24 protein-coding genes are annotated in these 26683 nt (G+C 59.9%); 10 read left to right on the forward strand and 14 right to left on the reverse strand.

Features of this window, described 5'->3' with window-relative positions; all coding sequences use genetic code 11:
- Window positions 1-4 precede the first annotated feature (4 nt).
- The gene (locus HMPREF2975_RS10510; protein ID WP_070727682.1) at window positions 5-892 is read left to right on the forward strand and encodes an exodeoxyribonuclease III; all 888 of its coding nucleotides are present in this window, start codon (window positions 5-7) and stop codon (window positions 890-892) included.
- A 133-nt stretch (window positions 893-1025) separates the two neighbouring features.
- Here HMPREF2975_RS10510 and HMPREF2975_RS10515 read toward each other — a convergent pair whose 3' ends face one another.
- The 9 genes from HMPREF2975_RS10515 to dnaK form a co-directional block, all read right to left on the reverse strand.
- A complete protein-coding gene (locus tag HMPREF2975_RS10515) occupies window positions 1026-1820 on the reverse strand; it encodes a serine hydrolase domain-containing protein (RefSeq protein ID WP_070727948.1) in 795 nt (264 codons plus the stop codon).
- Between the two features lie 21 nt (window positions 1821-1841).
- Entirely contained in the window at window positions 1842-2582 is a 741-nt protein-coding gene (locus HMPREF2975_RS10520; protein ID WP_070727951.1) for a TetR/AcrR family transcriptional regulator, read from the reverse strand.
- Between the two features lie 197 nt (window positions 2583-2779).
- On the reverse strand, window positions 2780-5479 hold the full coding sequence (gene clpB / locus HMPREF2975_RS10525; RefSeq protein ID WP_082628590.1) for an ATP-dependent chaperone ClpB: 2700 nt from the start codon (window positions 5477-5479) through the stop codon (window positions 2780-2782).
- A gap of 149 nt (window positions 5480-5628) precedes the next feature.
- Window positions 5629-6375: a type 1 glutamine amidotransferase gene (locus tag HMPREF2975_RS10530; protein ID WP_070727684.1), complete on the reverse strand. Its 747-nt coding sequence runs from the start codon at window positions 6373-6375 to the stop codon at window positions 5629-5631.
- On the reverse strand, window positions 6368-7732 hold the full coding sequence (locus HMPREF2975_RS10535; protein ID WP_070727686.1) for a Mur ligase family protein: 1365 nt from the start codon (window positions 7730-7732) through the stop codon (window positions 6368-6370). Before HMPREF2975_RS10535 ends, HMPREF2975_RS10530 begins: the two co-directional genes overlap by 8 nt.
- 173 nt (window positions 7733-7905) lie before the next feature.
- Entirely contained in the window at window positions 7906-8439 is a 534-nt protein-coding gene (locus HMPREF2975_RS10540; protein WP_058237290.1) for a heat shock protein transcriptional repressor HspR, read from the reverse strand.
- Between the two features lie 3 nt (window positions 8440-8442).
- Entirely contained in the window at window positions 8443-9492 is a 1050-nt protein-coding gene (locus HMPREF2975_RS10545) for a DnaJ C-terminal domain-containing protein (protein ID WP_058237291.1), read from the reverse strand.
- A gap of 79 nt (window positions 9493-9571) precedes the next feature.
- Window positions 9572-10438, reverse strand: a complete 867-nt coding sequence (locus HMPREF2975_RS13145) for a nucleotide exchange factor GrpE (RefSeq protein ID WP_413772601.1) — start codon at window positions 10436-10438, stop codon at window positions 9572-9574.
- Window positions 10435-12318 carry a molecular chaperone DnaK gene (dnaK, locus tag HMPREF2975_RS10555; RefSeq protein WP_058237292.1) on the reverse strand — a complete coding sequence of 628 codons (1884 nt, stop codon included), beginning with the start codon at window positions 12316-12318 and terminating at the stop codon, window positions 10435-10437. Before dnaK ends, HMPREF2975_RS13145 begins: the two co-directional genes overlap by 4 nt.
- Before the next feature lie 213 nt (window positions 12319-12531).
- Here dnaK and HMPREF2975_RS10560 point away from each other — a divergent pair, with 213 nt between their 5' ends.
- The 3 genes from HMPREF2975_RS10560 to HMPREF2975_RS10570 all read left to right on the forward strand — a co-directional run bounded on the left by HMPREF2975_RS10560 (window position 12532) and on the right by HMPREF2975_RS10570 (window position 15448).
- Window positions 12532-13683 carry an RsmD family RNA methyltransferase gene (locus tag HMPREF2975_RS10560; protein WP_058237293.1) on the forward strand — a complete coding sequence of 384 codons (1152 nt, stop codon included), beginning with the start codon at window positions 12532-12534 and terminating at the stop codon, window positions 13681-13683.
- 315 nt (window positions 13684-13998) lie between these two features.
- Window positions 13999-14781 carry a CPBP family intramembrane glutamic endopeptidase gene (locus HMPREF2975_RS10565; protein WP_070727954.1) on the forward strand — a complete coding sequence of 261 codons (783 nt, stop codon included), beginning with the start codon at window positions 13999-14001 and terminating at the stop codon, window positions 14779-14781.
- Window positions 14782-14992: 211 nt separating this feature from the next.
- On the forward strand, window positions 14993-15448 hold the full coding sequence (locus tag HMPREF2975_RS10570; RefSeq protein ID WP_070727957.1) for a GNAT family N-acetyltransferase: 456 nt from the start codon (window positions 14993-14995) through the stop codon (window positions 15446-15448).
- Window positions 15449-15496: 48 nt separating this feature from the next.
- Here HMPREF2975_RS10570 and HMPREF2975_RS13010 read toward each other — a convergent pair whose 3' ends face one another.
- The gene (locus tag HMPREF2975_RS13010; RefSeq protein ID WP_070727689.1) at window positions 15497-16009 is read right to left on the reverse strand and encodes a MarR family winged helix-turn-helix transcriptional regulator; all 513 of its coding nucleotides are present in this window, start codon (window positions 16007-16009) and stop codon (window positions 15497-15499) included.
- A gap of 6 nt (window positions 16010-16015) precedes the next feature.
- On the opposite strand from HMPREF2975_RS13010, the gene HMPREF2975_RS10580 reads away from it, so the two are divergent.
- The gene (locus tag HMPREF2975_RS10580) at window positions 16016-17326 is read left to right on the forward strand and encodes a M18 family aminopeptidase (protein WP_070727692.1); all 1311 of its coding nucleotides are present in this window, start codon (window positions 16016-16018) and stop codon (window positions 17324-17326) included.
- Between the two features lie 317 nt (window positions 17327-17643).
- On the opposite strand, the gene HMPREF2975_RS10585 is transcribed toward HMPREF2975_RS10580, so the two are convergent.
- From HMPREF2975_RS10585 to HMPREF2975_RS10595, 3 genes are all read right to left on the reverse strand, one after another.
- Window positions 17644-18081, reverse strand: a complete 438-nt coding sequence (locus tag HMPREF2975_RS10585; protein ID WP_070727960.1) for an Ohr family peroxiredoxin — start codon at window positions 18079-18081, stop codon at window positions 17644-17646.
- Between the two features lie 238 nt (window positions 18082-18319).
- Window positions 18320-18844: an NUDIX hydrolase gene (locus HMPREF2975_RS10590; protein ID WP_070727696.1), complete on the reverse strand. Its 525-nt coding sequence runs from the start codon at window positions 18842-18844 to the stop codon at window positions 18320-18322.
- A 29-nt stretch (window positions 18845-18873) separates the two neighbouring features.
- Complete coding sequence (locus tag HMPREF2975_RS10595; RefSeq protein ID WP_058237894.1) at window positions 18874-19350, reverse strand: ribose-5-phosphate isomerase; 477 nt, start codon at window positions 19348-19350, stop codon at window positions 18874-18876.
- Between the two features lie 238 nt (window positions 19351-19588).
- On the opposite strand from HMPREF2975_RS10595, the gene HMPREF2975_RS10600 reads away from it, so the two are divergent.
- A complete protein-coding gene (locus tag HMPREF2975_RS10600) occupies window positions 19589-20059 on the forward strand; it encodes an RNA-binding S4 domain-containing protein (protein ID WP_070727699.1) in 471 nt (156 codons plus the stop codon).
- A 30-nt stretch (window positions 20060-20089) separates the two neighbouring features.
- Here the strand turns inward: HMPREF2975_RS10600 and HMPREF2975_RS10605 are convergent, their stop codons facing one another.
- Entirely contained in the window at window positions 20090-20755 is a 666-nt protein-coding gene (locus HMPREF2975_RS10605) for a hypothetical protein (protein WP_141757414.1), read from the reverse strand.
- A 238-nt stretch (window positions 20756-20993) separates the two neighbouring features.
- On the opposite strand from HMPREF2975_RS10605, the gene HMPREF2975_RS10610 reads away from it, so the two are divergent.
- The 4 genes from HMPREF2975_RS10610 (at window position 20994) to HMPREF2975_RS10625 (ending at window position 26647) form a co-directional block, all read left to right on the forward strand.
- A complete protein-coding gene (locus tag HMPREF2975_RS10610) occupies window positions 20994-22823 on the forward strand; it encodes an ABC transporter ATP-binding protein (protein ID WP_070727708.1) in 1830 nt (609 codons plus the stop codon).
- Complete coding sequence (locus HMPREF2975_RS10615; protein ID WP_070727712.1) at window positions 22820-24883, forward strand: ABC transporter ATP-binding protein; 2064 nt, start codon at window positions 22820-22822, stop codon at window positions 24881-24883. Before HMPREF2975_RS10610 ends, HMPREF2975_RS10615 begins: the two co-directional genes overlap by 4 nt.
- A gap of 85 nt (window positions 24884-24968) precedes the next feature.
- Window positions 24969-25847, forward strand: coding sequence for an aldo/keto reductase (locus HMPREF2975_RS10620; RefSeq protein ID WP_070727714.1), 879 nt, complete (start codon window positions 24969-24971; stop codon window positions 25845-25847).
- Window positions 25844-26647: an LmeA family phospholipid-binding protein gene (locus HMPREF2975_RS10625; protein WP_070727718.1), complete on the forward strand. Its 804-nt coding sequence runs from the start codon at window positions 25844-25846 to the stop codon at window positions 26645-26647. The genes HMPREF2975_RS10620 and HMPREF2975_RS10625 overlap by 4 nt, the downstream gene beginning before the upstream one ends.
- Window positions 26648-26683 lie beyond the last annotated feature (36 nt).

Genomic DNA, 26683 nt, shown 5'->3' on the forward strand with positions numbered 1-26683 from the left:
AGGCATGAGGATTGGAACCTGGAACATTAACTCAGCCCGTACCCGCGTCGACCGCGTCATCGAGTGCTGCGCGCGGTGGAATCTGGACGTCCTGGCAATGCAGGAGATCAAATGCAAGCCGGATCAGTTCCCGATTGACGCGTTCACCGATGCCGGCTACCGCGTGGAGATTCACGGACTCAACCAGTGGAATGGCGTGGCGATCGCTTCCAGGCTTCCCATTCTCAGCGTATCCCGCGACTTTCCGGGAGCACCCACATGGGGAGATCCTGCGCGCGTCGAAGCGCGTGCCCTGCGAGTGCGGATCGACGATGGAACGCCTGAAGGACTGGATGTGTGGAGTCTGTATGTTCCGAACGGCCGCGAGATTGACCACCCGCACTACCAGTACAAACTCCAGTGGCTCGCCGCACTGCGCGCTGCCGTTTCACCTTACGTTGCAGGCGATTCCAGCGGGGTGTCCAAGGGCGATGCCCCGGGTGAGGACACACTGGCCGAGGGCGGCGCTGTCCCACCTGCAACGGCATCGGATGAGGGCGGCTCACCGAGCGCACTGCTGGTGGGCGACTGGAATGTGGCACCGCGCGATGAGGACGTGTGGGATATCGACTTCTTCGACGGCCGCACCCACGTCACACAGCCAGAGCGTTCCGCCTTTGAGGCTTTTGCAGCCGATGGATGGGTGGAAGCGACTCGTCCTCGCGTCACGAACTACACGTACTGGGACTACCAGCAGCTGCGTTTCCCTCGTAACGAAGGAATGCGCATTGACTTCATGTATGCGACGCCTGCACTTGACGCCCGCATCACGCAGGCGTGGATTGATCGCGATGAACGCAAAGGCAAGGGAGCCTCTGACCACGTGCCGGTCATCGTTGAGATCGCACATTAGGGTCCCTCTGCCCGAGGTGGCCGCACGACGCATACTCTCGATGCGTGGAGCGCAGACAAATGGGCCGGCAGCAGAGCGTTATCGGAGGCTGTCGCCAGCAGGGCACCGTTGCAAGGCGTCGCCAGCAGTGCCCTTATGCGAAGCGCTCAAGAATCTGATCATTGAGCAGGCACCAATTCTTCTTGTGCCAACTGCCAAACTTCTCTGTGCCGACGAATACAGCCGCCAGGTCTCGACCACGGTCAACCCAGATGAACGAGCCGGACACTCCGAAGTGCCCAAACGTGGCGGGGTCAGCATGCTGAGATGTCCAATGCGGCGATTTGTGGCCGCGGATCTCCACGCCCAGCCCCCAGGGGCACGGGCGGTGCTTACGGTATCCAGGCACGAAGCCATCCAGATCAGGGAACTGCACTGACACGGATTGTTGATCAAGGTCCTCGCTGATCAGCGTGGGAGCGAGGAGCTCCTGAGCCAGAGCAATCAGATCCGCCGCACTTCCAACCGCGGAATAAGCAGGAGATCCGGGCGCATCTGCTGTTGTCATTCCCAGCGGCTCCAGGACACTCAGCTCGATCCAGCGACTGAGTTCCTCACCTGTGGCCTCGCTTGTTGCCTCCCCTAAGATGTCGAAGCCTGCGTTGGAATAGATCCGCTCCGTTTCTGGGGGCACCTGCGCCTCGCGCGAGTCGGCTGCAATTCCGGAGGCGTGAGCCAGCAGGTGACGCACGGTAGATCCTGTCGGCCCCAGCGGATCATCAAGGTTCATCAGGTGCTGGTCAATTGCCACAAGGATGGCGCGTGAGGCGATGACTTTCGTGACCGATGCCAGAGGGTAGACCACTGACTCATCGCCTTGCACATACAGCGTGCGGTCGCTGCGCACCACTGCGAGCGCGTGTTCGAACGGGACGGGGTACAGATCCATGTCAGCCACTATGCCTCCAGGTTACGAACTGAGAGTCCCTGCCACTCGCAGGAAACGTGCATAAACGTCACCGACTTCTTCAGGGATCGCCTGGCCCACTTTCAGTGTTGTGTCCGAATCCAGTCCGAGGAGTCGGTGGGTCTGTGCCAGGAAGATAGCCACTGTTTGGCGCCCCGCCTGCTCATCGTCGGAGTAGCGGGCCTGCAGAGACAGGCCGAACCATATCTGCATAAGGGTTTTCGCCAGGAACGCCGGACTGAGATCGGTCTTGACAATGCCCTCAGATGCCAAGCGGGTCACCTCGTCGCGCAGGAAATCGTGGATCGCATAGATCCTCGCGACGAAGTGATCGTGAACAGGGTGCGTCGTTGATGCTGCTTCGACTGCAAGAATGCACTCCAGGTCAATAATCATCGAGACATCCGGGTTGTTCGCCAATCTCATCATGGCGATCGCAAAGTCGAACAGCGTTTCGGGAATGACGCGCGCCTGAACGGTCCGGCCATTTTCGGCGTCTTCCACGAAATCAACCAGCCCCGCTCGTTCCTCCATGCGGTTGATCACAGAACCCAGCAGCGCTTCTTTTGATGGGAAGTGGTAGATGACCGCAGGATGGAATATTCCCACTTCACGACCGATGTCACGCAATGATATGCCGGCGAAGCCACGGCGCGAGATGAGCGACATCGCCGCGTTCAGGATAGATTCGCGGGTGGCCAGGCCAGTCGAGTATGAACCGCGATTCTTGCGCCCTGTCGTCACGATTGCCACCTCAACATGTCTTTGAACCGGTGCTTTGAATGCGCCACGGATAGATCCGTCCCCAGTCTATCTGCAACTCAGCATCAAACTGAGCCGCCCTCGCCAAACTAGACGAAGGCGGCACCAGTGATCACCCCACCAATTATTCACTTGCGATTTTACCTATCAGGAACGGCGGGTGCAGGATTTCCCGACGCTTACTCGGCGCTGTCGTCCGGCGTGTATTCGCTTTGCTCGGCGCTGTGGTCCGGCGAATGATCGCCATACTCGTCGCCATCAGGCTCGGATGGCCTGACGCGCTGCATCGTCAGGGATCTGAGATCCTCGCTGACATCCACGCGCACTTCGTCACCGTCATGCACCTGGCCGGACAGAATCATCGTGGCCAGTCGGTCCCCCACCTCGCGCTGAACAGTGCGACGCAACGGACGAGCACCATAGGCCGGATCGTATCCTGCACGAGTCAGCCATCGGCGTGCCGGTTCGGTCACCGTCAGCGCGATGCGCCGGTCAGCCAATCGACGGGCAAGCGCCGCAACCTGAAGGTCTGCGATCTGCGCCAGCTCTTCACTGGTGAGCGGTTCAAACATGAGGACCTCATCAAGACGGTTGAGGAACTCAGGTTTAAATGCCATCCGCACCTGCTGCATGACCGCGTCATGGCGTTCCTGCTGTGACAGCGCGCTGTCGGCGAGGAACTGTGAGCCCAGGTTCGATGTCAGAATGAGGATCGTGTTGCGGAAGTCAACCGTGCGTCCCTGCCCGTCGGTCAGTCGCCCGTCGTCCAGGACCTGCAACAGGATGTTGAAGATCTCAGGATCGGCCTTCTCGACCTCGTCCAACAAAATGACGCAGTACGGGCGGCGGCGAACGGCCTCGGTGAGCTGACCGCCTTCCTCGTATCCGACATATCCGGGCGGAGATCCGACCAGGCGAGCAACCGAATGCTTCTCGGAATACTCGCTCATGTCGATTCGCACCATGGCGCGCTCATCGTCGAAGAGGAAGTCCGCCAGCGAGCGTGCCAGCTCGGTCTTACCGACACCAGTGGGTCCGAGGAACAGGAATGATCCATCGGGACGGTTCGGGTCAGACAGCCCGGCGCGCGAACGACGCACCGCATCGGCTACGGCGCGAACAGCCTTCTTCTGACCGATCAGTCGCTTGCCGATCACGTCTTCCATCTCAAGCAGTTTCTCGGTTTCCCCCTGGAGCAGGCGCCCCACAGGAATTCCGGTCCATGACTCGACAACTTCCGCGATGGTGGTGGCATCGACTTTCTCCGCGATCATCGGCTCAGGCGTGCTGCCGTCTGCCGCGTCACGTTCGGCTTCCGACTCGGCCTGCTCGATCTGGTGTTCGACAGCGGGGATCTCGCCGTTTTGCAAGCGACCGGCTTCCTCCCATTTGTTCTGGCGGATCGCCAGCTCCAGTTGAGTGCGCAGGTCATCGAGCGTGACACGCAGGTCACCGACCTTGTTGTGCCCGGCCTTTTCAGCCTCCCACCGGCTGGTCAGCGCGTTGAGTTCTTCCTGCCGGTCAGCCAGGTCCTTGCGCAGCTTCACCAGGCGTTCCTGCGTGGCAGCATCCCCCTGATCGGGATCGGACTCGGCAAGGTAGGATTCCTCCATGCGCAGCCTGTCCACCTGGCGACGCAGCTGATCAATTTCCACGGGGCTGGAATCCAGTTCCATACGCAGCCTGGATGCGGCCTCGTCAATCAGGTCAATCGCCTTGTCGGGTAGTTGCCTCCCGGTAATGTAGCGGTCGGACAGTTGCGCAGCAGCGACGAGGGCACCGTCGGAAATCGTGACTTTGTGGTGTGCTTCGTACTTGGGTGCAATGCCGCGCAGAACGGCGATGGTGTCCTCCACTGACGGCTCCCCGATAAAGACCTGCTGGAAACGGCGTTCCAGTGCAGGGTCCTTTTCGATGTTTTCGCGGTACTCGTCCAGTGTGGTGGCACCCACCATCCGCAGCTCGCCGCGCGCCAGCATGGGTTTGAGCATGTTGCCCGCATCCATTGATCCTTCAGCGGCACCGGCGCCAACAACTGTGTGCAGCTCATCAATGAAAGTGATGATCTGCCCGTCCGAACGTGCGATTTCGTTGAGAACGGCTTTGAATCGCTCCTCGAAGTCGCCACGATACTTGGCACCTGCCACCATCGATGAGATGTCCAGTGACACGACTCGTTTGTCTTTGAGCGAGTCGGGCACGTCACCGGCAACAATTCGTTGCGCCAAGCCTTCGACCACAGCGGTCTTGCCGACACCGGGTTCACCGATCAGCACAGGGTTATTCTTCGTGCGTCGTGACAGGACCTGAATGATGCGGCGGATCTCGTTGTCACGGCCGATGACCGGGTCGAGTTTTCCTTCACGCGCCACCTGCGTCAGGTCGCGACCGTATTTCTCGAGTGCTTCAAATGAGCCTTCGGGGTTGGCCGACGTGATCGGGTCAGGGCGCAGCTGCGAAAGTGCACGGGTCAGCGCTTCTTCCGTCGCCCCCTGATCGGTCAGGATCTTTCCTGCATCCGTGCCCGAGGCTGCGAGCGCGATGAGCAGGTGTTCGGTTGACGTGTACTGGTCCCCACCCTCTTTCGCCCTGCGCTGCGCGTCGGTGATGACGGTGAGCAGCGTGCGGGATGTGGCGGGCTGAGTGGTCGTGGCACCTTGTGTGGAGGGCAGTTTCACCAAAGCGCTGCGGGTGCGTGCGCCCACGACCTTCCGGTCTGCTCCAACGCTTGCCAGCAGGGACAGGGCGATACCCTCGTTTTGTTCGAGCAGTGCGCCCAGCAGATGCAGGGGCTCGACCTGCGGATTGGATGCGGCTGCCGCTGACTGCAGCGCCGATCCGATGGCTTCCTGAGCCTTCGTTGTGAACTCTTCGCTCACGTGTACCTCCTAAAGTGTTGCCCCTCAGCCACCTTCCGGACCGTTAGTTTTCGGTCGACGAGGGAGTCTGACGGGCTTCGTTGTCTGATCTACTCATTACAACGACACACACCTTGAGTCTATTCCACTCAACTTTGTGATTCAGGAGTTCAGTTGCCGACCTCACTGTGCACAGCCTGCAGGCGTTCTTCGCGCAGGCGCTGCACGCCGGGAACAGTCAGTTCAGACAGGTCTGTCATCGCTATTCCCATTGCCTGGCTCAGCAGGTAGTCAGCCAGCTGCGGGTTGCGCGCCAGGACGGGACCGTGCATATAGGTGGCGATGATAGATCCCTGGTGGACACCGTCGCATGCTCCGTCGCCAGTATTGACGCCGTTGCCCGTTCCGCGGATGACGGTTGCCAGTGGCGTGGCATCCGGTCCGCATGTTGTGGCACCGCCATGATTTTCAAATCCTGTGAGCAGGTCGGTCAGCCCGTCGATTCGGGGAGTGGTGAGAATCTCACCGATAGTTCTGCTGCCCTGAGGTGCGGTGGTGACGTCCAGGAATCCCAAACCGGGCACGCGCACTGCGTTAGCATCCTCGTACCATTGGCCCAGCACCTGCAGGGAGGCGCAGATCGCCAGAATGGGGGCACCCCGCTCAACAGCGCGTTTCAGCCCGGTGCCGTCACTCATTTTTCGAGCGGCGAGAGCCTGGGCGGTGTCCTCTCCCCCACCCAGGGTGTACAGGTCAAGGTCTTCAGGCACGCATGTGTCCAGGTCGACGCTGATGATGTCAGCATCAATTCCGCGCCTGCGTGCGCGTTCGCACAGCACCACCGCGTTGCCGGTATCGCCGTACGTGCCCAGTACTTCGGGGTAGAGCACACCGATCCGCAAGGTTGATTCACTCATCGCGTCCTCCCTCGGCCGTCGTCTGCGTGCTCTGCGTACCGGCGTGGCGTTCTTTTTCGCGCCGGTCAATTTCACGTTTCGTGTCACGAAATGACGTGTAGTTTGCCAGGAATTCGATGCGTCCTTCAGCACAGCGCGTCAATGCCTCGATCGTGTCGGGCACACATTCACAGTGGATGCCTGCATATTCGAGGCGCACAGCCAGATCCGCCGCGCGTTCCCCCGACGCCACGACGCGTTCGGCGCACGGATACTGTTGGAGCACTGAAAAGTCCACGTCCCACAGCCATGACAGGTCTTCGCCATCAGGGATCTGCCCGTTCACCGCGATGACCAGTCCGTTCGCAGTGGCATCCACCATCGTCATGGCTTCCTGCCACCCGGCCGGGTTCTTCGCCAGCATCATACGCACGCGGCGACCATTGACCTCGTGAGTGGAATACCTCCCTGCTACTTCTCTGACCTCACCGATCGCCCGACTCGCGCCGTCAATGTCGACGCCCACTTGATGCGCAGCCACGATCGCGTGCGCCGCGTTGCCGAGGTTCGCTGCTCCAGGCAAATTCAGTTTCACGTCGGTGGCGTGGCCCTCGCGCGAACGAAGTGTCGCCTGGCCGGACGCCTCGACCTTTTCCAGCCACCAGTCAGGTTCGGGACGCCGATAGGGGTGGTCTGCCCCGACTACATGCCAATCATCGCCTTGACGCACGAGCCTGCCGCCGCGGGGAAATCCTGCTGAGTCCGCCCCCCACGTGGTACCGGCTGCCACCCAGATCACCGACTTCGCATCCCATGCGGCTGAAGCGATCAGGGGATCATCACAGTTCGCAACAATGGTTGCATCGGGGTGGGCATTGACTGCCTGACGCAGCCGCCGCTCCACTGTGCCGATTTCACCGACACGATCCAGCTGGTCGCGTGACAAGTTGAGCAGCACCATCACTGCAGGGTTGACCTGTCCGGCAACGATCGGCAGGTGCATTTCATCGACTTCCAGTGCAGCGAATTGTGCGCGAGGCGCCATCATGAACGCACTGACAATGCCGGGCGGCATGTTGTCGCCGTTCACGTTCGAGGCAACCTGCCCGCGTGTGGACAGCGCTGCGCGAATCATTCGCGTCGTCGTGGATTTACCGTTCGTGCCGGTGACTGTGACGCAACGGCACCCTCGGGACACTTCCGAAAGAACGTTTGGAGCCAGTGCGAGGGCGACTCTCCCACCGATCATTCCGCCTGAACCTCGTCCCAGAGCACGAGAGGCGGTGCGAGCCAGCGATCCGAATCCCGTTGCCACGCGGGAGCGAAGGGATCGCGACGAGTTCGACGATGGTCGGGTCGAATCATGAGGCACTGTCATGAGGTCACATTAGCGCGGCAAAGGCCCGCACCTCCACTTTCAGCTGGTGTGGTGCGGACCTTGAAAAAGCACATGCGCTTCCATGTCGATATGGTGGGGCATATCGCTGAGGTCTCGCCTCGTGGGGCGCATCGGTCGGGTCCTGCCCGTCCCGAGAGGCGTAGAGGTTGAGCCTAGCCGTCGCGACGCGCTTGCCAGTCATTCATCCAGAAACTCACCAGGTCCATCAGCTGAGTAGGCGCCCATCTGACCAGTGCTCCACCGTGGAACGTCAGTTCAGTCCCTGTTGATGCGCCTGTGTCCACCGGCGTGTCAGCACCTCGCCGGGCCGAACCCGGACGCTCGCCACGACGCAGTGAAGAGACTTCACCTGTCGGTGAGGCGGCAAAGACACGGTCGCGTCGCCGCCTGACTTCATCGAGCTGATGTTCGAGCGCGTCACGTTCGCCTTCAAGCTGTTCGAGTGCCCGCTCCAGGTCGAGGATTCTGCGAATTCCCGCCAGATTAATGCCCTCTTCCTGGGACATGACCTGGACGGCGCGCAGACGTTGGATGTCACGGTGCGTGTAGCGCCGCCCTCGTCCCTTGGTGCGGGCAGGCGTCACCAGGCCCAGGCGGTCATACTGCCGAAGCGTCTGCGGATGCATGCCTGCCAGTTCTGCCGCCACAGAAATCACGAACGTCGTTTGCGAGTGAGAAGGCAGCATGTCTTACGCCTCCGCCCGCTTTGCAAGGTCAGCGCGTGGATCCCAGTCACCCAGCGACGCGCTGAAGGCGTCGAGCGCCTCGCGCTGCTGTTTCGTGAGCTTCGTGGGGACAGCAACCTGCACCTCGACCATCAGGTCACCACGACGCTTCCCGTTGGGCGCTCCGCGGTGGCGCAGTCTCAATACGGCGCCTGACTGAGTGCCTGCGGGGATCTTCATGGCGACATGTGAGCCGTCAGGAAGAGGCACGCTGACTTTGGCGCCCAATGCTGCCTCCGACATCGTCACCGGCAGCTGCATCCGTAGGTTGTCACCGTCGCGCGAATAAACAGGGTGCCTAGCCACGTTGATCGTGACGATCAGGTCACCGTTCTTCCCGCCATTTGAGCCGGGACGCCCCTTGCCGCGCAGACGGATCTTCTGACCGTCCTTCACGCCGGCAGGGATGCGCACCGTCATCGAATGGCCGTCAACGGTCATCCGCACGGTGGTGTCTTCCATGGACTGGCGGAACGTCAGTGTAGTGGAGGCACGCAGGTCATTTCCACGTTGGGGTCGAGGACCACCAAAACCTGCTCCGGGCGCTCCCTGACCGAATGAGCCCGACCCGTAGGGGCCAGACTGTCCGCCGGCGCTGCCGCCGAACAGGTTCGAGAACATATCCTCAAATCCTGCTCCGCCGCCGCCCTGGGTGCTGTAGCGCACTCGGGTCTGACCACCCGGCCCACCGCCACCGCCGAACAGGTTGGAAAACAGGTCTTCAAAGCCCGCTCCGCCAGCCGCGCCGCCGGGGCCTGCCTGGAATCGTGCCCCGCCACCTGCCATTGAGCGCAGCGCATCGTATTGTTTGCGCTGTTCAGGATCTGACAGGACGGCGTAGGCTTCACCGATTTCCTTGAAACGCTCTTCGGCTTTCGCATCTCCAGGATTCTGATCGGGGTGCCACTTTCGGGCAAGCTTGCGGTAGGCCTTCTTAATGGCTGCCGCGTCGGCGTCTTTCCCGACTCCCAGAGTCTTGTAGAAATCTTTTTCCAACCAATCTTGTCCGCTCATGTCACCTCATCTCCCGGTTGTCTGCCTGTGAGCAGTTCGTTTTCTCGTGGGCATCGGTTAATGCCCGTCCTTGTACGTGTCACTGTGGGTTGTGAACCATCACTTTCGTGGGGCGCAGAACCTTCTCACCCATGCGGTATCCGGGCTGCAGAACCTGGCCGATCACAGGGTGGTCGACATCCTCACTAGCTTGTGCCATCAGCGCCTCGTGCAGCGAGGGGTCGAAGTCGTCCCCTTCCACACCGTAGCGTTCCATCGCGAACTGACTCTTGAGAACTTCTTCAAGTTTGTTAGCGATCGCTGCGAAAGGTCCGTCTTCGAGGTCGCCGTGCTGACGCGCTGCGTGAATATCATCGAGGACGGAAATCAGCGCTTCTGCCACTTCCTGCTGACCGCTCACGCGGTGGGCGGATGCAGCTTCCTTGGAACGGCGCACGTAGTTGCCGTACTCCTGGTTCAGGTTGTACAGGTCGGCGCGTGCCCGAGCCAGGTCGTCATCCAGCTCTCCGATTCGTGCCATTGCCTTGGCCAGCTCGGTATCTTCGACATCATCCTCAAATGCGGACATATCGTCGGTACTTGCTGGCGCAGCATTGGCGCCATCAGCCAATTCGCTATTTACATCGTCTGCGCAGACATCGGAGGTGCCGTCAGATTCATTGGACGTGGTGCCATCGCGAGGGGCGGTCGAAGCTGAATCGTCTACATCTGAGTTTTCGCGTGCTGAGCCTGCTGGTTCAGACGCATCACCTGTGTGCGACGCATCGGCCTCACGGGCGGCAGCGCCATGCTGTGAGGCGCTGCCGGTGCCGTTGCCCTCGGCGTGTGCATCTGACTGTTTGCCGGATGCACACGCGTTCTGGTCGGTGGGACCCGATGGCGACACGCGCGGATCAGACTCGGAGGGCCCGGTCTGGCTCTTGTCGTTCATCGGTGTCTCACTCACTTGTCGTCGTCCTCCTCATCAACGATTTCAGCGTCAATGACGTCGTCATCGCTCGATGATGCATCTGCCTGGCCGGCGCCGGCCTGCGGAGCGTCTGCCTGAGCCTGGGCCTGGTCACCCTCGGCCTGCTGCGCGGCGTAGATTTCCTGACCGATCTTCAGTGATGATTCGTCGAGCTTGGTCATAGCCGACTTCACTGCTTCGATGTCGTCACCCTCGAGCGCCTTCTTGACCGCGTCGATATCCGTCTGGACCTCGTTGCGCGTACCTTCTGACACCTTGTCGCCGTCATCCTTGAGGAATTTCTCGGTCATGTAGACCTTCTGCTCGGCCGTATTGCGTGTTTCAGCTTCCTCACGACGCTTCTTGTCATCGGCGGCGTGCGCTTCAGCTTCCTTCACCATGCGGTCGATCTCATCCTTAGGCAGGGCAGATCCACCGGTAATAGTCACCGACTGTTCCTTGCCTGTGCCACGATCCTTTGCAGAGACGTGCACGATGCCGTTGGCGTCGATGTCGAAGGTGACCTCGATCTGCGGCTTGCCGCGAGGTGCCGGGGCGATGCCGCCCAGTTCGAAGGTTCCCAGCAGCTTGTTGTCGCGGGCGAACTCGCGCTCACCCTGGTAGACCTGAACCAGCACGGATGTCTGGCCGTCTTCCGCTGTGGAGAACAGCTCCGAGGACTTCGTCGGGATCGCGGTATTGCGTTCAATCAGCTTGGTCATGAACCCGCCCTTGGTTTCAATGCCGAGGGACAGCGGGGTCACGTCGATGAGCAGAACGTCCTTACGGTCGCCCTGGATGACGCCGGCCTGCAGGGCTGCGCCGATTGCCACAACTTCGTCGGGGTTGACACCCTTATTCGGTTCGCGACCGTCGGTCAGCTTGCGGACCTCTTCAGCCACTGCCGGCATACGGGTGGAGCCACCGACCAGCACAACGTGGTCAATGTCGGAGACCTGGATACCTGCGTCACGAATCACGTCGTGGAACGGCTGCTTCGTACGGTCAAGCAGGTCAGAGGTCATTTCCTCGAACTTGGCGCGCGAAAGCGATTCGTTCAGGTGGATGGGGCCGTCAGCCGTCATCGACAGGTACTGCAGTGAAATGTTCGTGGTCGAGGCCGAGGACAGCTCCTTCTTGGCCTGCTCAGCTGCTTCCTTGAGGCGCTGCAGCGCGACGGTGTCCTTCGACAGGTCAGCGCCTGACTTGGACTTGACTTGCTGGATGAGCCAGTCAACGATGCGCTGATCCCAGTCGTCACCACCGAGCTTGTTGTCACCGGCAGTTGCACGCACCTGAATGGTGGAGAAGCCGTCATCATCCTTGCCGATTTCCAGCAGGGACACGTCGAACGTGCCACCGCCAAGGTCGAAGACCAGAATCAGTTCATCTTCCTTACCTTTTTCCAAGCCATACGCCAGAGCTGCTGCGGTTGGCTCGTTGACGATGCGCTGAACGTTCAGTCCGGCGATCTGGCCGGCTTCCTTCGTGGCCTGACGCTGCGCATCAGAGAAGTATGCGGGGACGGTGATGACCGCATCGGTCACCGGTTCACCGAGGTATTCTTCCGCGTCATGCTTGAGTTTGCCGAGGATACGCGCGGAGATTTCCTGCGCGGTGTAATCCTTATCGTCGATGGACACTTTCCAGTCGGTGCCCATGTGGCGCTTGACTGACGAGATGGTGCGGTCAACGTTTGTGACGGCCTGCCGCTTGGCCAGTTCTCCGACGAGGACTTCGCCGGTGCTTGAAAATGCGACGACCGAGGGAGTGGTGCGCGCGCCTTCGGCGTTGGCAATAATGGTGGGCTCGCCACCTTCCAACACCGCAATAGCGGAGTTCGTTGTTCCCAGGTCAATGCCAATTGCTCGTGCCATTGAATCTATCCTTCCAAGTTGAGTCTGTTGCACTCAAGTTTAGAGGGGGGATGACGCCATGGCAAGTCCTACGACCTCAAACTTGAGTCTAATATGCTCAACTTCATCACGGTGAGGTTTATTCCCTCGTCACATGTGAGCAAGCCGACACAGCCTCCGGACACATCACCTTGCGATCGGGCACCCTCGCAGGCACCGTGACACAATTCCCCTATGCAATGTGGGTATTTCGAGGCCGGGCTGTGCCATTCGTGTACCCTGCTACCCACACCGTACGAACGTCAACTTGCAGACAAGGATGCGAAGGTTCGTCGCGCCCTCACTGAATTCGGCACGCCCGATCTGCAGTGGCTGGCACCTGCTGCATCGCATCAGAGGGATTTTCGCTCCAAGGTGAAACTCGTGGCGGGAGGGACACCCTTGAACATGCGGCTGGGAATACTGGGGGCGGATTTGAACGTGCAGGACCTGCGAGACTGCCCGATCGTCGTGCCTGCAATCCGCGATCAGCTCCCCCGACTTGCCCGTTTGATCGAGCGCATGCGCATCGAACCGTACAGCGTCAAACGGCGTCGAGGCGACCTTAAGTACGTCATTGTGACGGCAGGCGATGACAGACAACTAATGGTGCGCTTCGTGTTGCGCTCGCGCCGCCACATGTCGACTCTGCGCACTCATCTTGATGCAATCAGACAGGCGGTGCCGACCATTCGAGTGGTGACGGCCAACATTCATCCCACGCACGCAGCATTGGTCGAAGGGCCGGATGAGTACGTCCTCACCGACGAGGTAACACTGCCGATGACGGTTGGACGGACGCGACTGCAGGTTGGGCCGCGCTCCTTCACTCAGACCAACACGCGGGTGGCTTCAGCACTGTACATGCAGGTGGCGAGCTGGCTGACGGATGTAGATGCTCGCAGCGTGTGGGATCTGTATTGCGGCGTGGGCGGGTTTGCGTTAAATGCTGCAGCCGCGGGTGTCCAGGATGTGACGGGCGTGGAGATTTCCGGCGATGCTGTCGAGGCTGCGAAGAACGCTGCGCAGCACCTGGAGGTGGCAGCAAGGCGTGTGCGCACGCGTTTCATTGCGGCGGATGCGACCAAGTGGGCGCGAGAGCAGTCCGAACGCACGGTTCCAGATGCTATCGTGGTCAACCCTCCCCGACGCGGGCTGGGTGAGGAGCTTGCGACGTGGCTCAACGGGTGCGGAGCGCACCACATCGTGTACTCGTCATGTAATCCGGCAACACTGGTTGAGGATCTCGCGCACATGCCGTCGTATCAAGTGAGTCAGGGACGCATTTTTGACATGTTCGCGCACACCCGCCATGTCGAGTGTGCGGTTTTGCTTGAAACACAGTAAGGGCGAAGGTTTGCTCAATATACGATAAGGGAGCGGACCTGCTTGAAAGACGTTTGACTGCTCAAGTCTGCTCGATAGGAGCGCGGACGCCCCCTGAAATACACACAACCCCCACAAGGAGCGACACAACTTCCCCATCCACATGAGCCGACGCGCATTTATCATTTTGTTACCGACGGCCTGATTCGCGCTGGTTACACTGAAAACACCATTGAGATTAGCGGCTTTGCGAGAAAGTCATGTCATGCTCTTTCGGGCTCATACGTGAGGTCGTTCAACTCCTCGATCCCCGCGTCCACGAAACGAGGCGTCACGATGAAGGCGTTGTATCAGAAAAGTGAAATAACGTTCGCAATCATCATGATTGCTATCTACGTCGGCGGGACCCTCGTTGCACAGCAACTCACCGACCAGATCGGGATCACAGCGTTGATCCCGGCGATCTTCCATATCGCCCTTGTCGCAGTTCTTGCGTACTGGATTATCTCCAATGGCCTGGCGAAAAAGTACGGGCTTATCAAGCCGCCCTATCCAGCCGACAGAGCCTGGTTTTTCCTCCCCATTTTGATCGTTGCCACCAGCGGATTGATCACGGGTTTTGACTTCCGGTACACCGCTGTCGAAACCATCCTTTTCATTGTCTCGATGACGTGCATCGGTTTCCTGGAAGAAGTAATCTTCAGAGGTTTCCTCTTCCTGGCAATGGCGAAAAGCAATTTGATGGCAGCCATTATTGTGTCGTCATTGACGTTCGGGCTGGGACATATCGTCAACCTGCTCAACGGCGCCCCGCTGATGAATACACTCATGCAGATCGTTTTTGCAATCGTCGTCGGCTTCACCCTTGTATTGCTGTTCTACAACGGAAAGAGCTTAGTTCCATGTATCGTCTTCCACAGCCTGAATAATTCTCTGGCCATCATCGAAAAAACGAGCGCCGATGCGGCCTCGTCGCTGTCAATGAGCGAGACGGCCTTCAACGCAGCGCTCCTGTCGTTCTGCGTTGTGCTCTTGGTGGTGTACTGCACCTTCTGTCTGAAGAACCTGCGCGTGCGCGAGGATCAGCAGCTGCACGAGAGGCAGGATCTGGCCCACTGAAGGCGTTGCCTCTCAGAGCGCCGACAGACATGTGAACGTCACATACCCGACCGTCGCAAGCGCGAGCGTCACGCGCCCACGCATCGCACGCCTGAGCATCACGCACCCAAGCGTCACACGCTTGAGCACCACGCGCCCGAGCGTCACTGGCACGCACGGCGGGCGATCGTGTCACAATGCTAGGGAGATTGCGCAACCCACAGGAGGCCTCATGGCGATCGAACGCGTCGATGATTTTTCGCCCGAACTGACCGAAGCAATGAAGCTGCTCGTCCCTCAGCTGTCCCGCTCATCAGCGCCGATGGAGGAAGGCGCTATCCGCGACTTTATTTCTCAACCAGGTGTGTATCTGTTTATCTATCGCACCGATGAGGCAGCGGGCGATGTGGCTGCCGGTCAGATCGCCGGGATGCTGACACTGGCCACTTTCACAATTCCCACCGGTTTGCGTGCCTGGGTGGAAGATGTGGTCGTTGATGACAGTACGCGCGGCCAGGGTGCCGGCCAGAAGCTGGTTGAAGCAGCGGTTGACTTTGCCCAGGAGCTTGGCGCACGCACGATTGACCTGACATCGCGTCCCTCGCGCGAAGCAGCTAACCGCCTGTACAAGCGGTGCGGTTTCGAGCTGCGTGAGACGAACGTGTACCGCTTCTCCGCCGGCAAGTAGTTCGTCAGCGGTTCTTTGCCCGCAAGCAGGTTATCAGCGGCCGCACGTCTAGGCGTCCTCGTCTTCCTGTTTAATCATTTCACTTTGCCGCGCCCCCATCTCTGCGCGCAGATCCAGACCAATCTGCTTAACGCGGCGACGTTCATCTGCAGTGGCGACTGCACCGAATAGCTGAGCGCCGTGCTCCTGAGTGATGACAGCGGCTTCTTGCTGCGTGCACTTTCCCTCGGGCGTCAACGACACCAGCATTGATCGTCTGTCCGAGGACGACGGGGTGCGCTCAACAAGACCGAGCTTTTCCAGACGGGCGATCGCGCGTGTCATTCCTGAGCGGGTGAACACCGACAAGCGTTCGGAGGAAACAGTGGCTGCGCTCGACCACATGGCTCGCCGCACAGTCGAGATCGCCGGCAAGCTGAACTCCTGAGCCTCACTCGCGTGTTCGACGGCGGTTCGCGTCGCCTCGAGCACACTGTGACGCAGTTCCTTACTGGTCGTCGCCTGTTCGTTCGGCAGGATTGACGAGGGCGACTCCACCGGCGTTGTTCCATCGCCTACCATGGAGTCATGTCCAACGTGAAACCTGCCGGCACGGCGACGGCCAGTGCCTTTACCTGCGATTATCTGTCTTTTCTGAGCGATTCCCCGTCCTCGTACCACGCCGCTAACCTCATTGCTCAACGTTTGGAGGATGCGGGGTGCGTGCGCCAGCGCGAAACTGACGCGTGGGATACGGCACCGGGTGGACACGTGGTTGTCCGCGACGGTGCCGTTATTGCGTACGTGATCCCCGAGTCTGTCACTGACTCGTCTGCGTTCCGCATCGTCGGCGCGCATACTGACTCCCCTGCTCTCGTGCTCAAGCCGTCTGTGCAGGCCACCACCGCCGACGGGTGGGGGCAGCTGTGCGCAGAGATTTACGGCGGAATGCTGCTGAACTCGTGGCTGGATCGCGAACTCAAAATCGCTGGACGCATTCTCACGCAAGGCGGCGAGCAGCGCCTGGTCGCAACCGGCCCACTCGCACGCATCCCGCAGCTGGCCATCCACCTGGACCGTACAGTGAGTGACAAGGGCCTTGTGCTCGACAAGCAACAGCACATGAAGCCCGTATGGACTGTTGACGAGGACGACGCGTCGGTCCTTGATCTCGTGGCTCATACGGTCGATCTGGATGACGCCGATCAGATCGCATCCTTTGATCTAATCCTGACTCCCTCGCAGGGGCCTGCCGTCTTCGGATCGCACGGACAGTTTGTCGCTGCTGGCCGTCAGGATAATTTGTCATCGGTGCACAGCGGCCTCACCGCAATAGAGCGCCTACTGGCTGACGGCATCAGTGGCAACGATGTACTGATTCTCGCCTGCTTTGATCATGAGGAAGTAGGATCGTCAACCAGTTCGGGGGCGGCCGGGCCGTTCCTCGAAGACATTCTGCGTCGCACGGCGGCGAGCCTGGGTCGAGACTTTGACGGGACGGCTCGGATGATGGCCGCCTCATCGTGTATCTCTGCTGATGCCGGGCACAGCGTGCATCCCAACTATGCTGATCGGCACGACCCTGACAACCGCCCGGTGATGGGCCGCGGACCACTGTTGAAGTTGAACGCCAACCGCCGGTATTCCTCTGATGCTCCCGGGATCGCGTTGTGGAAACGCGCGGCTCAGGCAGCTGACGCCCCCTGGCAGAATTTCGTGTCCAACAACTCGATGCCATGCGGCACCACGATCGGCCCGATCACGGCGACGCGTCTGGGAATCTGCACGGTCGACGTCGGGATCGGTTTACTGTCGATGCACTCGGCTCGCGAAATGAGCCACGTCGCCGACCTTGAATCGCTCAGTGCAATTCTGGAGGCCTACTGGCGCGGAGCCTGAGGCACGAAAGCGCTCTGCGCAGCGCCCTGCGCTCTGGCTCCCAGCTGCCTTCCTCCAGCTTCCTCTCGCGCCCGGCTGTCTCCACTCCCCCTCTTGTCCCCAACTGCCGATTTGGACGACGCGTCGACTGATGTGCGCGCAGACAAAAGCTCCTGACCTGCACAAACAGTGGCAGGATTGCAACACCCCCGCCCTATAGTCGACCGAGATCGACAGTTGGGTCAATGAAAATGGACGTACACAACAGGTGCGGGCTACAGCTCACGCGCTGCAGCCCGCACCTGACACAAAGTTAGAGAACTGACAAGAACAAGACCTTACTTCGACTTTTGGCCGGTTGTGATCTGAACCGGAACGTTGTCAGCGATGGCCTTGGAATACGGGCACAGCTGGTGCGTGCGAGTCGCCACGCGCTTGACCGTCTCATCGTCGAGGCCAGGAATCTCAACATTGATCATGACTGACAGCGCAAAGGATTCACCTTCAGGCCCGATCCCCACGGAGCAGGTAACCAGCGAATCAGACGTGTCAACTCCGAGTTCTTTTCCAGCAAGTGCAAGCGCACTTTGAAAACATGCGCCGTAGCCTGCGGCGAACAGCGCTTCTGGGTTCAGTCCCCCACCGGGGCCACCCATCTTTTCCGGGGTACGCAGATCGGCCTGGAAGTCCAGCGTCGGAATCGTGACGGCTCCGTCGCGACCTCCCGTGCAATCGGCTTCAACTCTGTAGACGATTTTTTGAGGTGTATGTGCCATGAGCTCAATCTCACCACGTCCCCGATCTGTCGGCAAGTGCCGTTCCAGTCGGTGAAACAGTGCCACACGCTATCTACCCTGCTGGCCAAGCGTGCTCTCCACTAATCCCCAATCTCTCCACTAATCCCCCATAACCGGCACGCACGGTGAATCTGCACGCCTCGAGCGGAAGTGGTTGTGTCTCACACTGTCCTATCTACGAACGGTTAGAAGCTGCACACTTTGGGCCTATGGAGTACTACCGATTGAACACCGCCGACCCGTCTTCACCTGACAGTGCCCGCTTAATTGCAGTTCGGAAGCGCTCATTAGTAGGAGGCAGGTCATTGGCTGGGAAAAACGCCGCTTCTGTGTTCTCGCCGTCGGCAGGCCACGGCTCGCCCTGCTTCCATTCACACACGAATGAGCAGTCCAGATAACTCGACACATCACCATTCGGGTAGGTCACAGGCCCCACGACCTCCACCGACAAGAGGCGCTGCGCAACCGCTTCAACACCGGCTTCTTCACGAATTTCACGTTCAGCTGCAGCAGCCGGTTCCTCGCCTGGATCCACGATTCCCGTCACGGGCGTCCACTTGCCGTTGTCAGCACGCTTGACCATCAGCACTTCAACATCAGCCAGGTCAGCGTTCGCGCCGGTCACCCTCGCCAATGAGGAAGACGCAGCGGGACGCAATACGACTGCCGTGCACCCTGGTATCCACAGCGGTGCGTGTCCGATTTTGGAGCGTAATTCAAGGACGAAAGGAGGAGTTGCCATGCATCTACCCTAGTCGCTCGTGACGCAGGCTAACCCCGCTCTGCCTCGAACTGGCTGATCTGACCGATACGGCGGACGTGGCGCTCCTCGTTGGAGAAAGGCTCGTCGAGGAAGAGGTCGATCAGGTGAATCATTTCCTCCTCAGGGTGTTGACGGGCTCCGAGCGCGACAACATTCGCATCGTTGTGCTGGCGGGCCAGCAGCGCGGTCGATTCGTTCCAGACGAGGGCGGCTCGCACACCATCGACCTTGTTGGCGGCGATCTGTTCACCGTTTCCGGACCCACCCAGCACGATGCCGAGGGCGTCTTTTCCTGCCTGCCGGTCCGCGACAACGGCCTGCGCGGCGTGAATGCAGAAAGCGGGGTAGTCGTCTTGCGGATCGTAGGACTGAGGGCCATGGTCGTGAACCTCGAATCCGCGCTCCCGCAGGTGTTCCTGAATCGCATGCGACGCATCGAGCCCCGCGTGATCTGTAGCAATGTGGACGATACGAGGAGTGCTCATGTCGAGTCCTTTCATCATGGTGAAGCGGCGTTGCTGACGTGAGGTCTGTACAGTGACCTGTTCCAATCGTAGCCATCGCATCGGCGGGATCCCAATCGGTTCGCACCTGTGTGCGTCGTCCGCCACCCGTCCGGGGTGCGCGTTCGCACAGGATGCAGCCGTGCTGGTTGGTCACGCCGTCCGCCACCCGCCCGGGGTGCGCAGGGTAGAGCGGCTCTTCACGCTCTAGGATCTGTCTATGAGCAACCACGATGCTGAATACGGTTTTCCGGTTGAGAGCGCTCACGCTGCTGACGCGGAAGTGCCGATCCCTGCGGGCGCACTCAGCGACCAGTCCTTCGTGCGGGTCGATACGTGGTTGTGGGCGACTCGGCAGGTGAAATCACGTTCGGCTGCGACGGCTGCCGCCCGCGCCGGTCACGTGAAAGTCAACGGGGAGGCAGCGAAAGCCGCGCAGAAAGTCAGAGTCGGCGATGAGGTGCGCCTGCGCGTCGAAGGATTCGATCGCGTGTTGGAGGTGCGTCACCTCCTGGCTAAACGGATGGGCGCTCCAATAGCGCGGCAGTGCTACGTTGACTTGTCGCTTCCACGCCCGCGCCTCTCAATTCCGGTGGCTCGGCGCGAAAAGGGCACAGGTCGTCCCACCAAGAAAGAGCGTCGCGAACTTGATCGCCTGCGCGGACGTGACTCCTCGATCCGCTGGCGTTAGCTGCCCCTCGCTCAGCTCAGCGCACCGCGCTCAGCCCTCCTGCTCGAAGGCCTTATGCAGCGCCTTTTTCCACGACCGATAGCGCTGGCGAATCGTCGCGCCTGACACGATCCGCTCGCCTGCAGCCCGCTGTTCAGAGGCCCATTCGCAGTAGTTCTGGTAGGTCAGACGATCTGACACCTGCGAGCTGGAGGATTCCTCACCGGATTCTTCGTGCAGTTCGTCGTTGAATTTCTGCAACGCCTTCATGATGTCCTCATCACTGAAGCGCGTGGCTCCTACCCGCCTGCCTGAATACGTCGCAATACCCAGACGGGACAGAGCTGTGTTCCATCTGCCGTCGCCAACACGCGTGGCGACAGTGCGGGCGGTCGGCGGCCACAGCGCCATTCCGGCGATCGATCCTACGTTCCAGGCTTCCAGCAGAGCCGAGCGGGCGCGGTCAAAATCAGCCACAGAGATCGACGCCTGAGAGGCCTCACCAGACACCTTGTCATTCGTCTGTGTGACCCACCACACAGTGCGAACGATGTTTTGTGCGATCTTCTCCGCAAGTTCGTCCGGGTGCTCCAGCCCATGATGACGGATAACAGGCTCAACAATATCGTCGATTTCGTGCCAGGTGTGAGGCGTACCACCCTCAGTCAGAAGAACAGCTTCAGTCGGCTCACCATTATTCGCAACATATTCAGCCACTTTCCCGGCATGAACATAGGCGAGAACCAACCAAAAACCTGCAATAAGCTCATCAGGTGAAAACGCAGGTGTTCTGTATGACGTAAACATGGGCACGTCGGAAGTTTACTCGATTAACCTGAAATGTCCATCGGTCACGCAACAGCGCAAAAACGCCATAGCGAGCATGACGACACAGCGTCTCTTACCATGTGTGAGTGCGTGAAAACGTCACGCACTTCGATGGAATGGAAAACGCGTGCTTTTTCGTTTTGTTTGGCGCTATCTGCGTACACGCCTTCTTGAAGTGATCGGCATTATCGTGCTGCAGGTAATCGCAACCATAGCCGCACTGAATCTGCCGAACCTCAACGCCCGCATCATCGATGAAGGCGTCGCACAAGGTGACACTGACCTGATCTGGGAACTCGGCGCAATCATGATGGGGATAACTCTCGTCCAGGTGATCACCACTGCGTTTGCCGTCTATTTCAGCGCCCGTACTGCGATGGGTCTGGGTGCCTGGGCACGTCACCGGCTCTTCACTCATGTGCAGTCCTTCTCCGCTCAGAACATGCATGACTTCGGCGCCCCTTCCCTGATCACGCGTTCCACCAACGATGTGCAGCAAATCCAGATGGTCACCCTGATGACCTTCCTTATCATGGTTCAGGCACCCATTAACGGCATCGGTGGAGTCCTGATGGCGCTGCGCCAAAACCAACGCCTCTCACTATTGCTCCTGGTCGTCGTCCCCATTCTCGCAGTCGTTGTCGGCGTCATCATGGCGTTCCTCGCACCGCAGTTCGCCCGCCTGCAAAAACGCATCGACACGATGAACACCGTCCTGCGCGAAGAGCTCACCGGCATCCGCGTCATCCGCGCATTCGTGCGTCAGCCGTTTATCCGCGAGCGCTACGACTCGGTCAACGCGTCTGTACGGTCAGTCTACCTGCGCATCGGTATCCTCTTTTCGATCATGTTCCCCTCGGTGACGCTGATCATTTCGATCTCATCGGTTGCAGTGGTGTGGTTCGGCGGATCCCTGATCGACAGCGGCAACATGCAGATCGGTGCGCTCTTCGCCTTCATCAATTACCTCGGCATGATCTTCATGGCCGTCATGATGGCCGCCATGATGTTCGTGATGGTGCCTCGTGCCGGCGTCGCCGCACACCGTGTCACCGAGGTTCTTGACTCAGCTCCCACAGTTGTCACGCCCGCGGATCCCCAGTCCCCCTCGAACATGCAGACACACAATGACGAGGGCGACGCCGCCGCATCCGAGGATTCTCACCACAACACCGCGCCTGACCCGGGCCAATGGGTGTTCAGTCTTGACCACGTCAGCGTGCATTACGACGGGGCACTCTCACCAGTCCTGAATGACATCTCGATCACTCTGAAACCAGGAACGACAACCGCAATCATCGGCTCAACTGCTTCAGGCAAGACCACACTGGTGAACCTGTTGCCGCGCCTGATGGATCCTACAGACGGAACCGTCCGAGTCAACGGCGTCGATGCGCGCGACATAGACCTGGCTCAGCTACGCCAGCACATCGCGATGGTGCCGCAGCATGCGTACCTGTTTTCCGGCACCATTGCGCAGACAGTGTCCGGTTTGTTGGACGTGACACGAACCGACAACCTGACAGACGAGCAGCTTTCCAGGGTGGAGCGCGCACTCGAGGGCGCTCAGGCCACGGAGTTCGTCTCCAAGCTTGATGGCGGTGTGAATTATGACGTCGATCCGGGCGGGTCGAACTTCTCCGGCGGTCAGCGCCAGCGCCTGTCGATTGCGCGTGCCCTGTACCGCGATGCCGACCTGTATATCTTTGACGATTCTTTTTCCGCGCTGGACTACGCCACAGATGCGCGCCTGCGGGCAGGTTTATCTGATCACACCGGCAACGCAGCGATCGTGGTGGTGGCGCAGCGCGTTGCATCGATTCGGCATGCCGACACGATCATCGTGCTGGAAGATGGTCACATCGCCGGTCGCGGCACGCATGAGGACCTGATGAAGAGCTGTACGACGTATCAGGAAATTGTTGCCTCACAGCTCAGCGAGGAGGAGGCAGCATGAGCACTGATTCTCAGCCACAGCGCCGGCGCCGCGGCGGGCAGTCCAACCGTCCTCGCGGCAACCGCGGGGTCGCACCTGGAGGCAAGTCGAAGAACTTCTCCGGCTCGTTGAAACGCCTGATCAAGTCACTGCGACCCGATGCATTCATCATTTTCATCACCTTGCTGGCATCTGCAACATCGGTGGTTCTGTCAGTGATTGCACCGAAGATTCTCGGCCGCGGCACAGACATTATCTTTAACGGCGTCATCGGGAAGATGATGGCGGACGCGCCCTCGAAAGAAGCGGCAATCGAGGCGATGCGCGCCTCGGGTCATGATCGTTTCGCTGACATGCTTTCTGCGATGGACGTCGTGCCCGGCCAGGGAATCGACATGAGCCAGTTGGGCAAGGTCCTGCTGACGGTGTGCGCAATCTACGCCGCCTCAGCGTTGGTGGGGCTGGTCGGTGAGATTCTGCTGCGCATTGCCGTTCAGAACGCCGGGTGGCGGATGCGCGATGAGATTCAGCGCAAGATCGAACGGCTGCCGCTGAGCTACCTCGATCAGCATTCGCGCGGTGATCTGATCTCTCGCGTCTCCAACGACGTCGACAACGTCACGCAGGTCATGAACCAGACGCTCTCCCAGTTCTTCCAGTCAGTCCTCACCGTCGTTGGCATTGTCGCCATGATGGTGTCGATGTCGTGGAAGCTCACGTTGTTGGCGATGGTGATCATTCCCTTCGGTGCAGCGATCGCCGTCTACCTGATGAAGAAGGCGCAGCCGCAGTTCGTTGAGCAGTGGAATGCGACCGGCGAGGTTTCCGGCGTCGTGGAGGAAGCGATGACGGGGCACGAGGTCGTTGCGCTGTACGGGTTGGAAGAGCGTTTCACCGACGAATTCAACGACGCCAATACGCGGCTGTATCACTCATCGTTCAAGGCGCAGTTCATCTCCAACCTGATGATGCCGTTGATGGGGTTACTGTCCAACGGGTCGTACGTGGTGGTCGCCGTGGGTGGCGGGCTGATGGTCGCCAACGGTGGAATGACGTTGGGCCAGGTTCAGGCCTTCATCCAGTATTCGCGTCAGTTCTCGCAGCCTCTGGGCCAGTTGGCGTCGATGGCGAACTCCCTGCAGTCCGGTATCGCTTCGGCTGAACGCGTCTTTGAGTTCCTCGATGCACCTGAGATGGAGCCGGATAACGGGGCGTCCTCGTTCGCGCTGGCCCATGTGGAGGGCACTGACGAAACGCCAGAAGCTGCCAGCAGCCAGACATCCTGGGGCGGTCAGGCAAGCACGGCAGAAAATGAGCACGTGCGCGGGCACATCGTCTTTGACCACGTGCGCTTCGGCTATTCGCCAGATAAGCCCGTTATCAAGGATCTGTCGGTGGAGGTACAGCCTGGCCAAACTGTCGCGATCATCGGGCCAACGGGTGCCGGAAAGACCACGCTGGTGAACCTGCTCATGCGCTTCTACGAGCTGGACTCCGGTGCGATTCGGATCGACGGCGTGGATATTTCGACGATCAACAAGGATGTTCTGCGCTCCCATATGGGGATGGTGCTGCAGGATACATGGCTGTTCGAAGGCACGATTGAGAAGAACATCGCGTTTGGGCGTGAGGGCTCCACACCTGAGGACGTCAGGCAAGCCGCGAAGGAGACGGCGGCGCATCGCCTCATTACGCAACTTCCCAATGGGTATGACACGAAGGTTGCCGACCAGGACGACCAGATTTCGGCCGGTGAGCGCCAGCTTTTGACAATTGCCCGCGCATTCATCGCGCACCCGGACCTGATGATCCTCGATGAGGCAACATCCTCGGTTGATACGCGCACCGAGGCACTGGTACAAAAGGCGATGGATCAAATCAGCCAGGATCGCACCTCGTTTGTCATTGCGCACCGCCTGTCAACGATTCGCGATGCGGACCTCATTTTGGTGATGGAAGACGGCGACGTGGTGGAAACCGGTCGCCACGCCGAACTGCTGGAACGCGGCGGCGCGTATGCCCGCCTCTACCAGGCTCAGTTTGCGGGCCCAGCAGTGACGGACGAGGACGATATCGCATAGGCTCATGAATGGACGCTTGGGCACGTAAGCTGAAGTGGAGCACGTGCCCGAGCATGTTGACAGATCATGAGAGGAGCCAGCCATCATGGCGACCGCATCGGCAGACATTCCACAGATCCCCACGCTTTCCCTGGCCACAGGAGCCACGATTCCTCAGCTGGGTTTTGGAACCTACAAGATCACTGAGCATGTCGTCGAAGCAGTGTCCAACGCGCTTGCCCTGGGGTACCGCCATCTCGATACGGCACAGATGTACCACAATGAGGCCGAAGTCGGGCAGGCCTGGGCACAGTCAGGCGTTGCGCGTGAAGAATTGTTCATCACGACCAAGCTGGACAACCCCAACCATGAGCCTGATGTGGCGCGCGCCGCCTTCACGCAGTCACTGAAGGATCTGCGCACCGATTATGTGGACCTGTTCCTGATCCACTGGCCACTGCCCACGCTCTACGGCGGCGACTTTGTCACCACGTGGAAGGTGCTCGAGGAGTTCTACGAAGACGGCCGAGCCCGCGCCATTGGCGTGTCCAACTTTGAGCCGCACCACCTGGAGATACTGCTGGAGCAGTCCAGTGTCGTCCCGATGGTCAACCAGATCGAGTCACACCCCTACCTGCTCAACCAGGAGGTGCATGACTTCGATGACAAGCATTCGATCATCACTGAAGCGTGGTCGCCGCTGGCGCGTGGCCGGGCAGCATCTGATGACCGCCTCAGTGAAATCGCGCGCGAGGTCAGTGAGCAGGCGGAGCGCGACGTGTCAGCTGCTCAGGTGGCTCTTCGCTGGGCTTTGCAGCGCGGCGATGTCATTTTCCCGAAGTCCGTGACACCGGAGCGACAGCGTGCCAACATGATGCTCTTTGATATTGAGCTGACCGATCAGCAGATGGCTGCGGTGGCCGCCCTCGACGAAGGGGAAGAAGGCCGCACGGGTGCTCATCCTGACGTGATGGATCGTCTGTGAGCGCGCCACCTCCCTACGCGCCGGAAAAGTCACGTTCGCACACAGGCCTGTGGATCAAGCTTGTGGTGATCGTCGTGCTCGCCGCCGCCCTGGTGGGTGCAGACCGCTACCTGGCACACCGCGTCGAAAGTGACCTCGCGTCCAAGGTTGAAAGCGCGCCTGGCGCGGTCACTACCTCTCAGGGAACCACCGACGAGGGGGGCGCTGCTGACGGCGAGGATGGCGTTGACGTGTCAGTTGTTGACATCCCGTTCCTCACGCAGGTTCTGGGTGGGGCGATTTCGACGCTGGATGTGCATGTGCCCGGATGGGACGTGGATGTGTCCGGGAGCCAGTTACGGCTGAACGATATCGACATCAGCGTGCACAATGTCGGGACGTCCTCGCCCTATCACGCGCAGTCGGTTGAAGGCACCGGGCGGGTCAATCAGGATTCGTTGCAGCAGGTTCTGGATGATCAGCTGCCTCAGTACATCTCAATGCCCGCTACTGTCAGCGTCACCGATGAAGGCGTGAGCCTCGGCATGGAAATCCTGGGCCAGCAGGTCACGGCGATGGCAACACTGGCGATCGGTGACAACGGTCGATCCCTGGTGATCACGCCCACCACCATTCAGGCCGGAGCGCTCAATCTTCCGCTGGATGACCTGCTGACGGAATTCAATCTGGACGATCTGCGCGTTCCACTGGATCCGCTGCCATCCGGGCTCATGATTTCGTCACTGCAGACCTCGGACAGCGGCCAGATCACCGCAACGCTGACCGGCGCTGATATCGATCTGGAAACGCTCTTCCGATAATTGCAAAACCGCATAAGAAACCACCCGCCTGCCGGA

Source organism: Actinomyces sp. HMSC065F12, from assembly GCF_001814535.1.
In the GTDB taxonomy this organism is placed as follows: domain Bacteria; phylum Actinomycetota; class Actinomycetes; order Actinomycetales; family Actinomycetaceae; genus Pauljensenia; species Pauljensenia radingae_A.

Excerpts from the sequence above, each read along its gene's own strand:
- HMPREF2975_RS10515 (WP_070727948.1), bottom strand. The coding sequence starts at position 1,820 with ATGGATCTGTACCCCGTCCCGTTCGAACACGCGCTCGCAGTGGTGCGC.
- HMPREF2975_RS10600 (WP_070727699.1), top strand. The coding sequence starts at position 19,589 with ATGAGCAACCACGATGCTGAATACGGTTTTCCGGTTGAGAGCGCTCAC.
- HMPREF2975_RS10585 (WP_070727960.1), bottom strand. The coding sequence starts at position 18,081 with ATGGCACATACACCTCAAAAAATCGTCTACAGAGTTGAAGCCGATTGC.
- HMPREF2975_RS10560 (WP_058237293.1), top strand. The coding sequence starts at position 12,532 with ATGCAATGTGGGTATTTCGAGGCCGGGCTGTGCCATTCGTGTACCCTG.
- HMPREF2975_RS10530 (WP_070727684.1), bottom strand. The coding sequence starts at position 6,375 with ATGAGTGAATCAACCTTGCGGATCGGTGTGCTCTACCCCGAAGTACTG.
- HMPREF2975_RS10580 (WP_070727692.1), top strand. The coding sequence starts at position 16,016 with ATGTCCAACGTGAAACCTGCCGGCACGGCGACGGCCAGTGCCTTTACC.
- HMPREF2975_RS10545 (WP_058237291.1), bottom strand. The coding sequence starts at position 9,492 with ATGAGCGGACAAGATTGGTTGGAAAAAGATTTCTACAAGACTCTGGGA.
- HMPREF2975_RS10595 (WP_058237894.1), bottom strand. The coding sequence starts at position 19,350 with ATGAGCACTCCTCGTATCGTCCACATTGCTACAGATCACGCGGGGCTC.
- HMPREF2975_RS13010 (WP_070727689.1), bottom strand. The coding sequence starts at position 16,009 with ATGGTAGGCGATGGAACAACGCCGGTGGAGTCGCCCTCGTCAATCCTG.
- HMPREF2975_RS10540 (WP_058237290.1), bottom strand. The coding sequence starts at position 8,439 with ATGCTGCCTTCTCACTCGCAAACGACGTTCGTGATTTCTGTGGCGGCA.
- HMPREF2975_RS10570 (WP_070727957.1), top strand. The coding sequence starts at position 14,993 with ATGGCGATCGAACGCGTCGATGATTTTTCGCCCGAACTGACCGAAGCA.
- HMPREF2975_RS10590 (WP_070727696.1), bottom strand. The coding sequence starts at position 18,844 with ATGGCAACTCCTCCTTTCGTCCTTGAATTACGCTCCAAAATCGGACAC.
- HMPREF2975_RS10535 (WP_070727686.1), bottom strand. The coding sequence starts at position 7,732 with ATGACAGTGCCTCATGATTCGACCCGACCATCGTCGAACTCGTCGCGA.
- dnaK (WP_058237292.1), bottom strand. The coding sequence starts at position 12,318 with ATGGCACGAGCAATTGGCATTGACCTGGGAACAACGAACTCCGCTATT.
- HMPREF2975_RS10510 (WP_070727682.1), top strand. The coding sequence starts at position 5 with ATGAGGATTGGAACCTGGAACATTAACTCAGCCCGTACCCGCGTCGAC.
- HMPREF2975_RS10620 (WP_070727714.1), top strand. The coding sequence starts at position 24,969 with ATGGCGACCGCATCGGCAGACATTCCACAGATCCCCACGCTTTCCCTG.
- HMPREF2975_RS10615 (WP_070727712.1), top strand. The coding sequence starts at position 22,820 with ATGAGCACTGATTCTCAGCCACAGCGCCGGCGCCGCGGCGGGCAGTCC.
- HMPREF2975_RS10565 (WP_070727954.1), top strand. The coding sequence starts at position 13,999 with ATGAAGGCGTTGTATCAGAAAAGTGAAATAACGTTCGCAATCATCATG.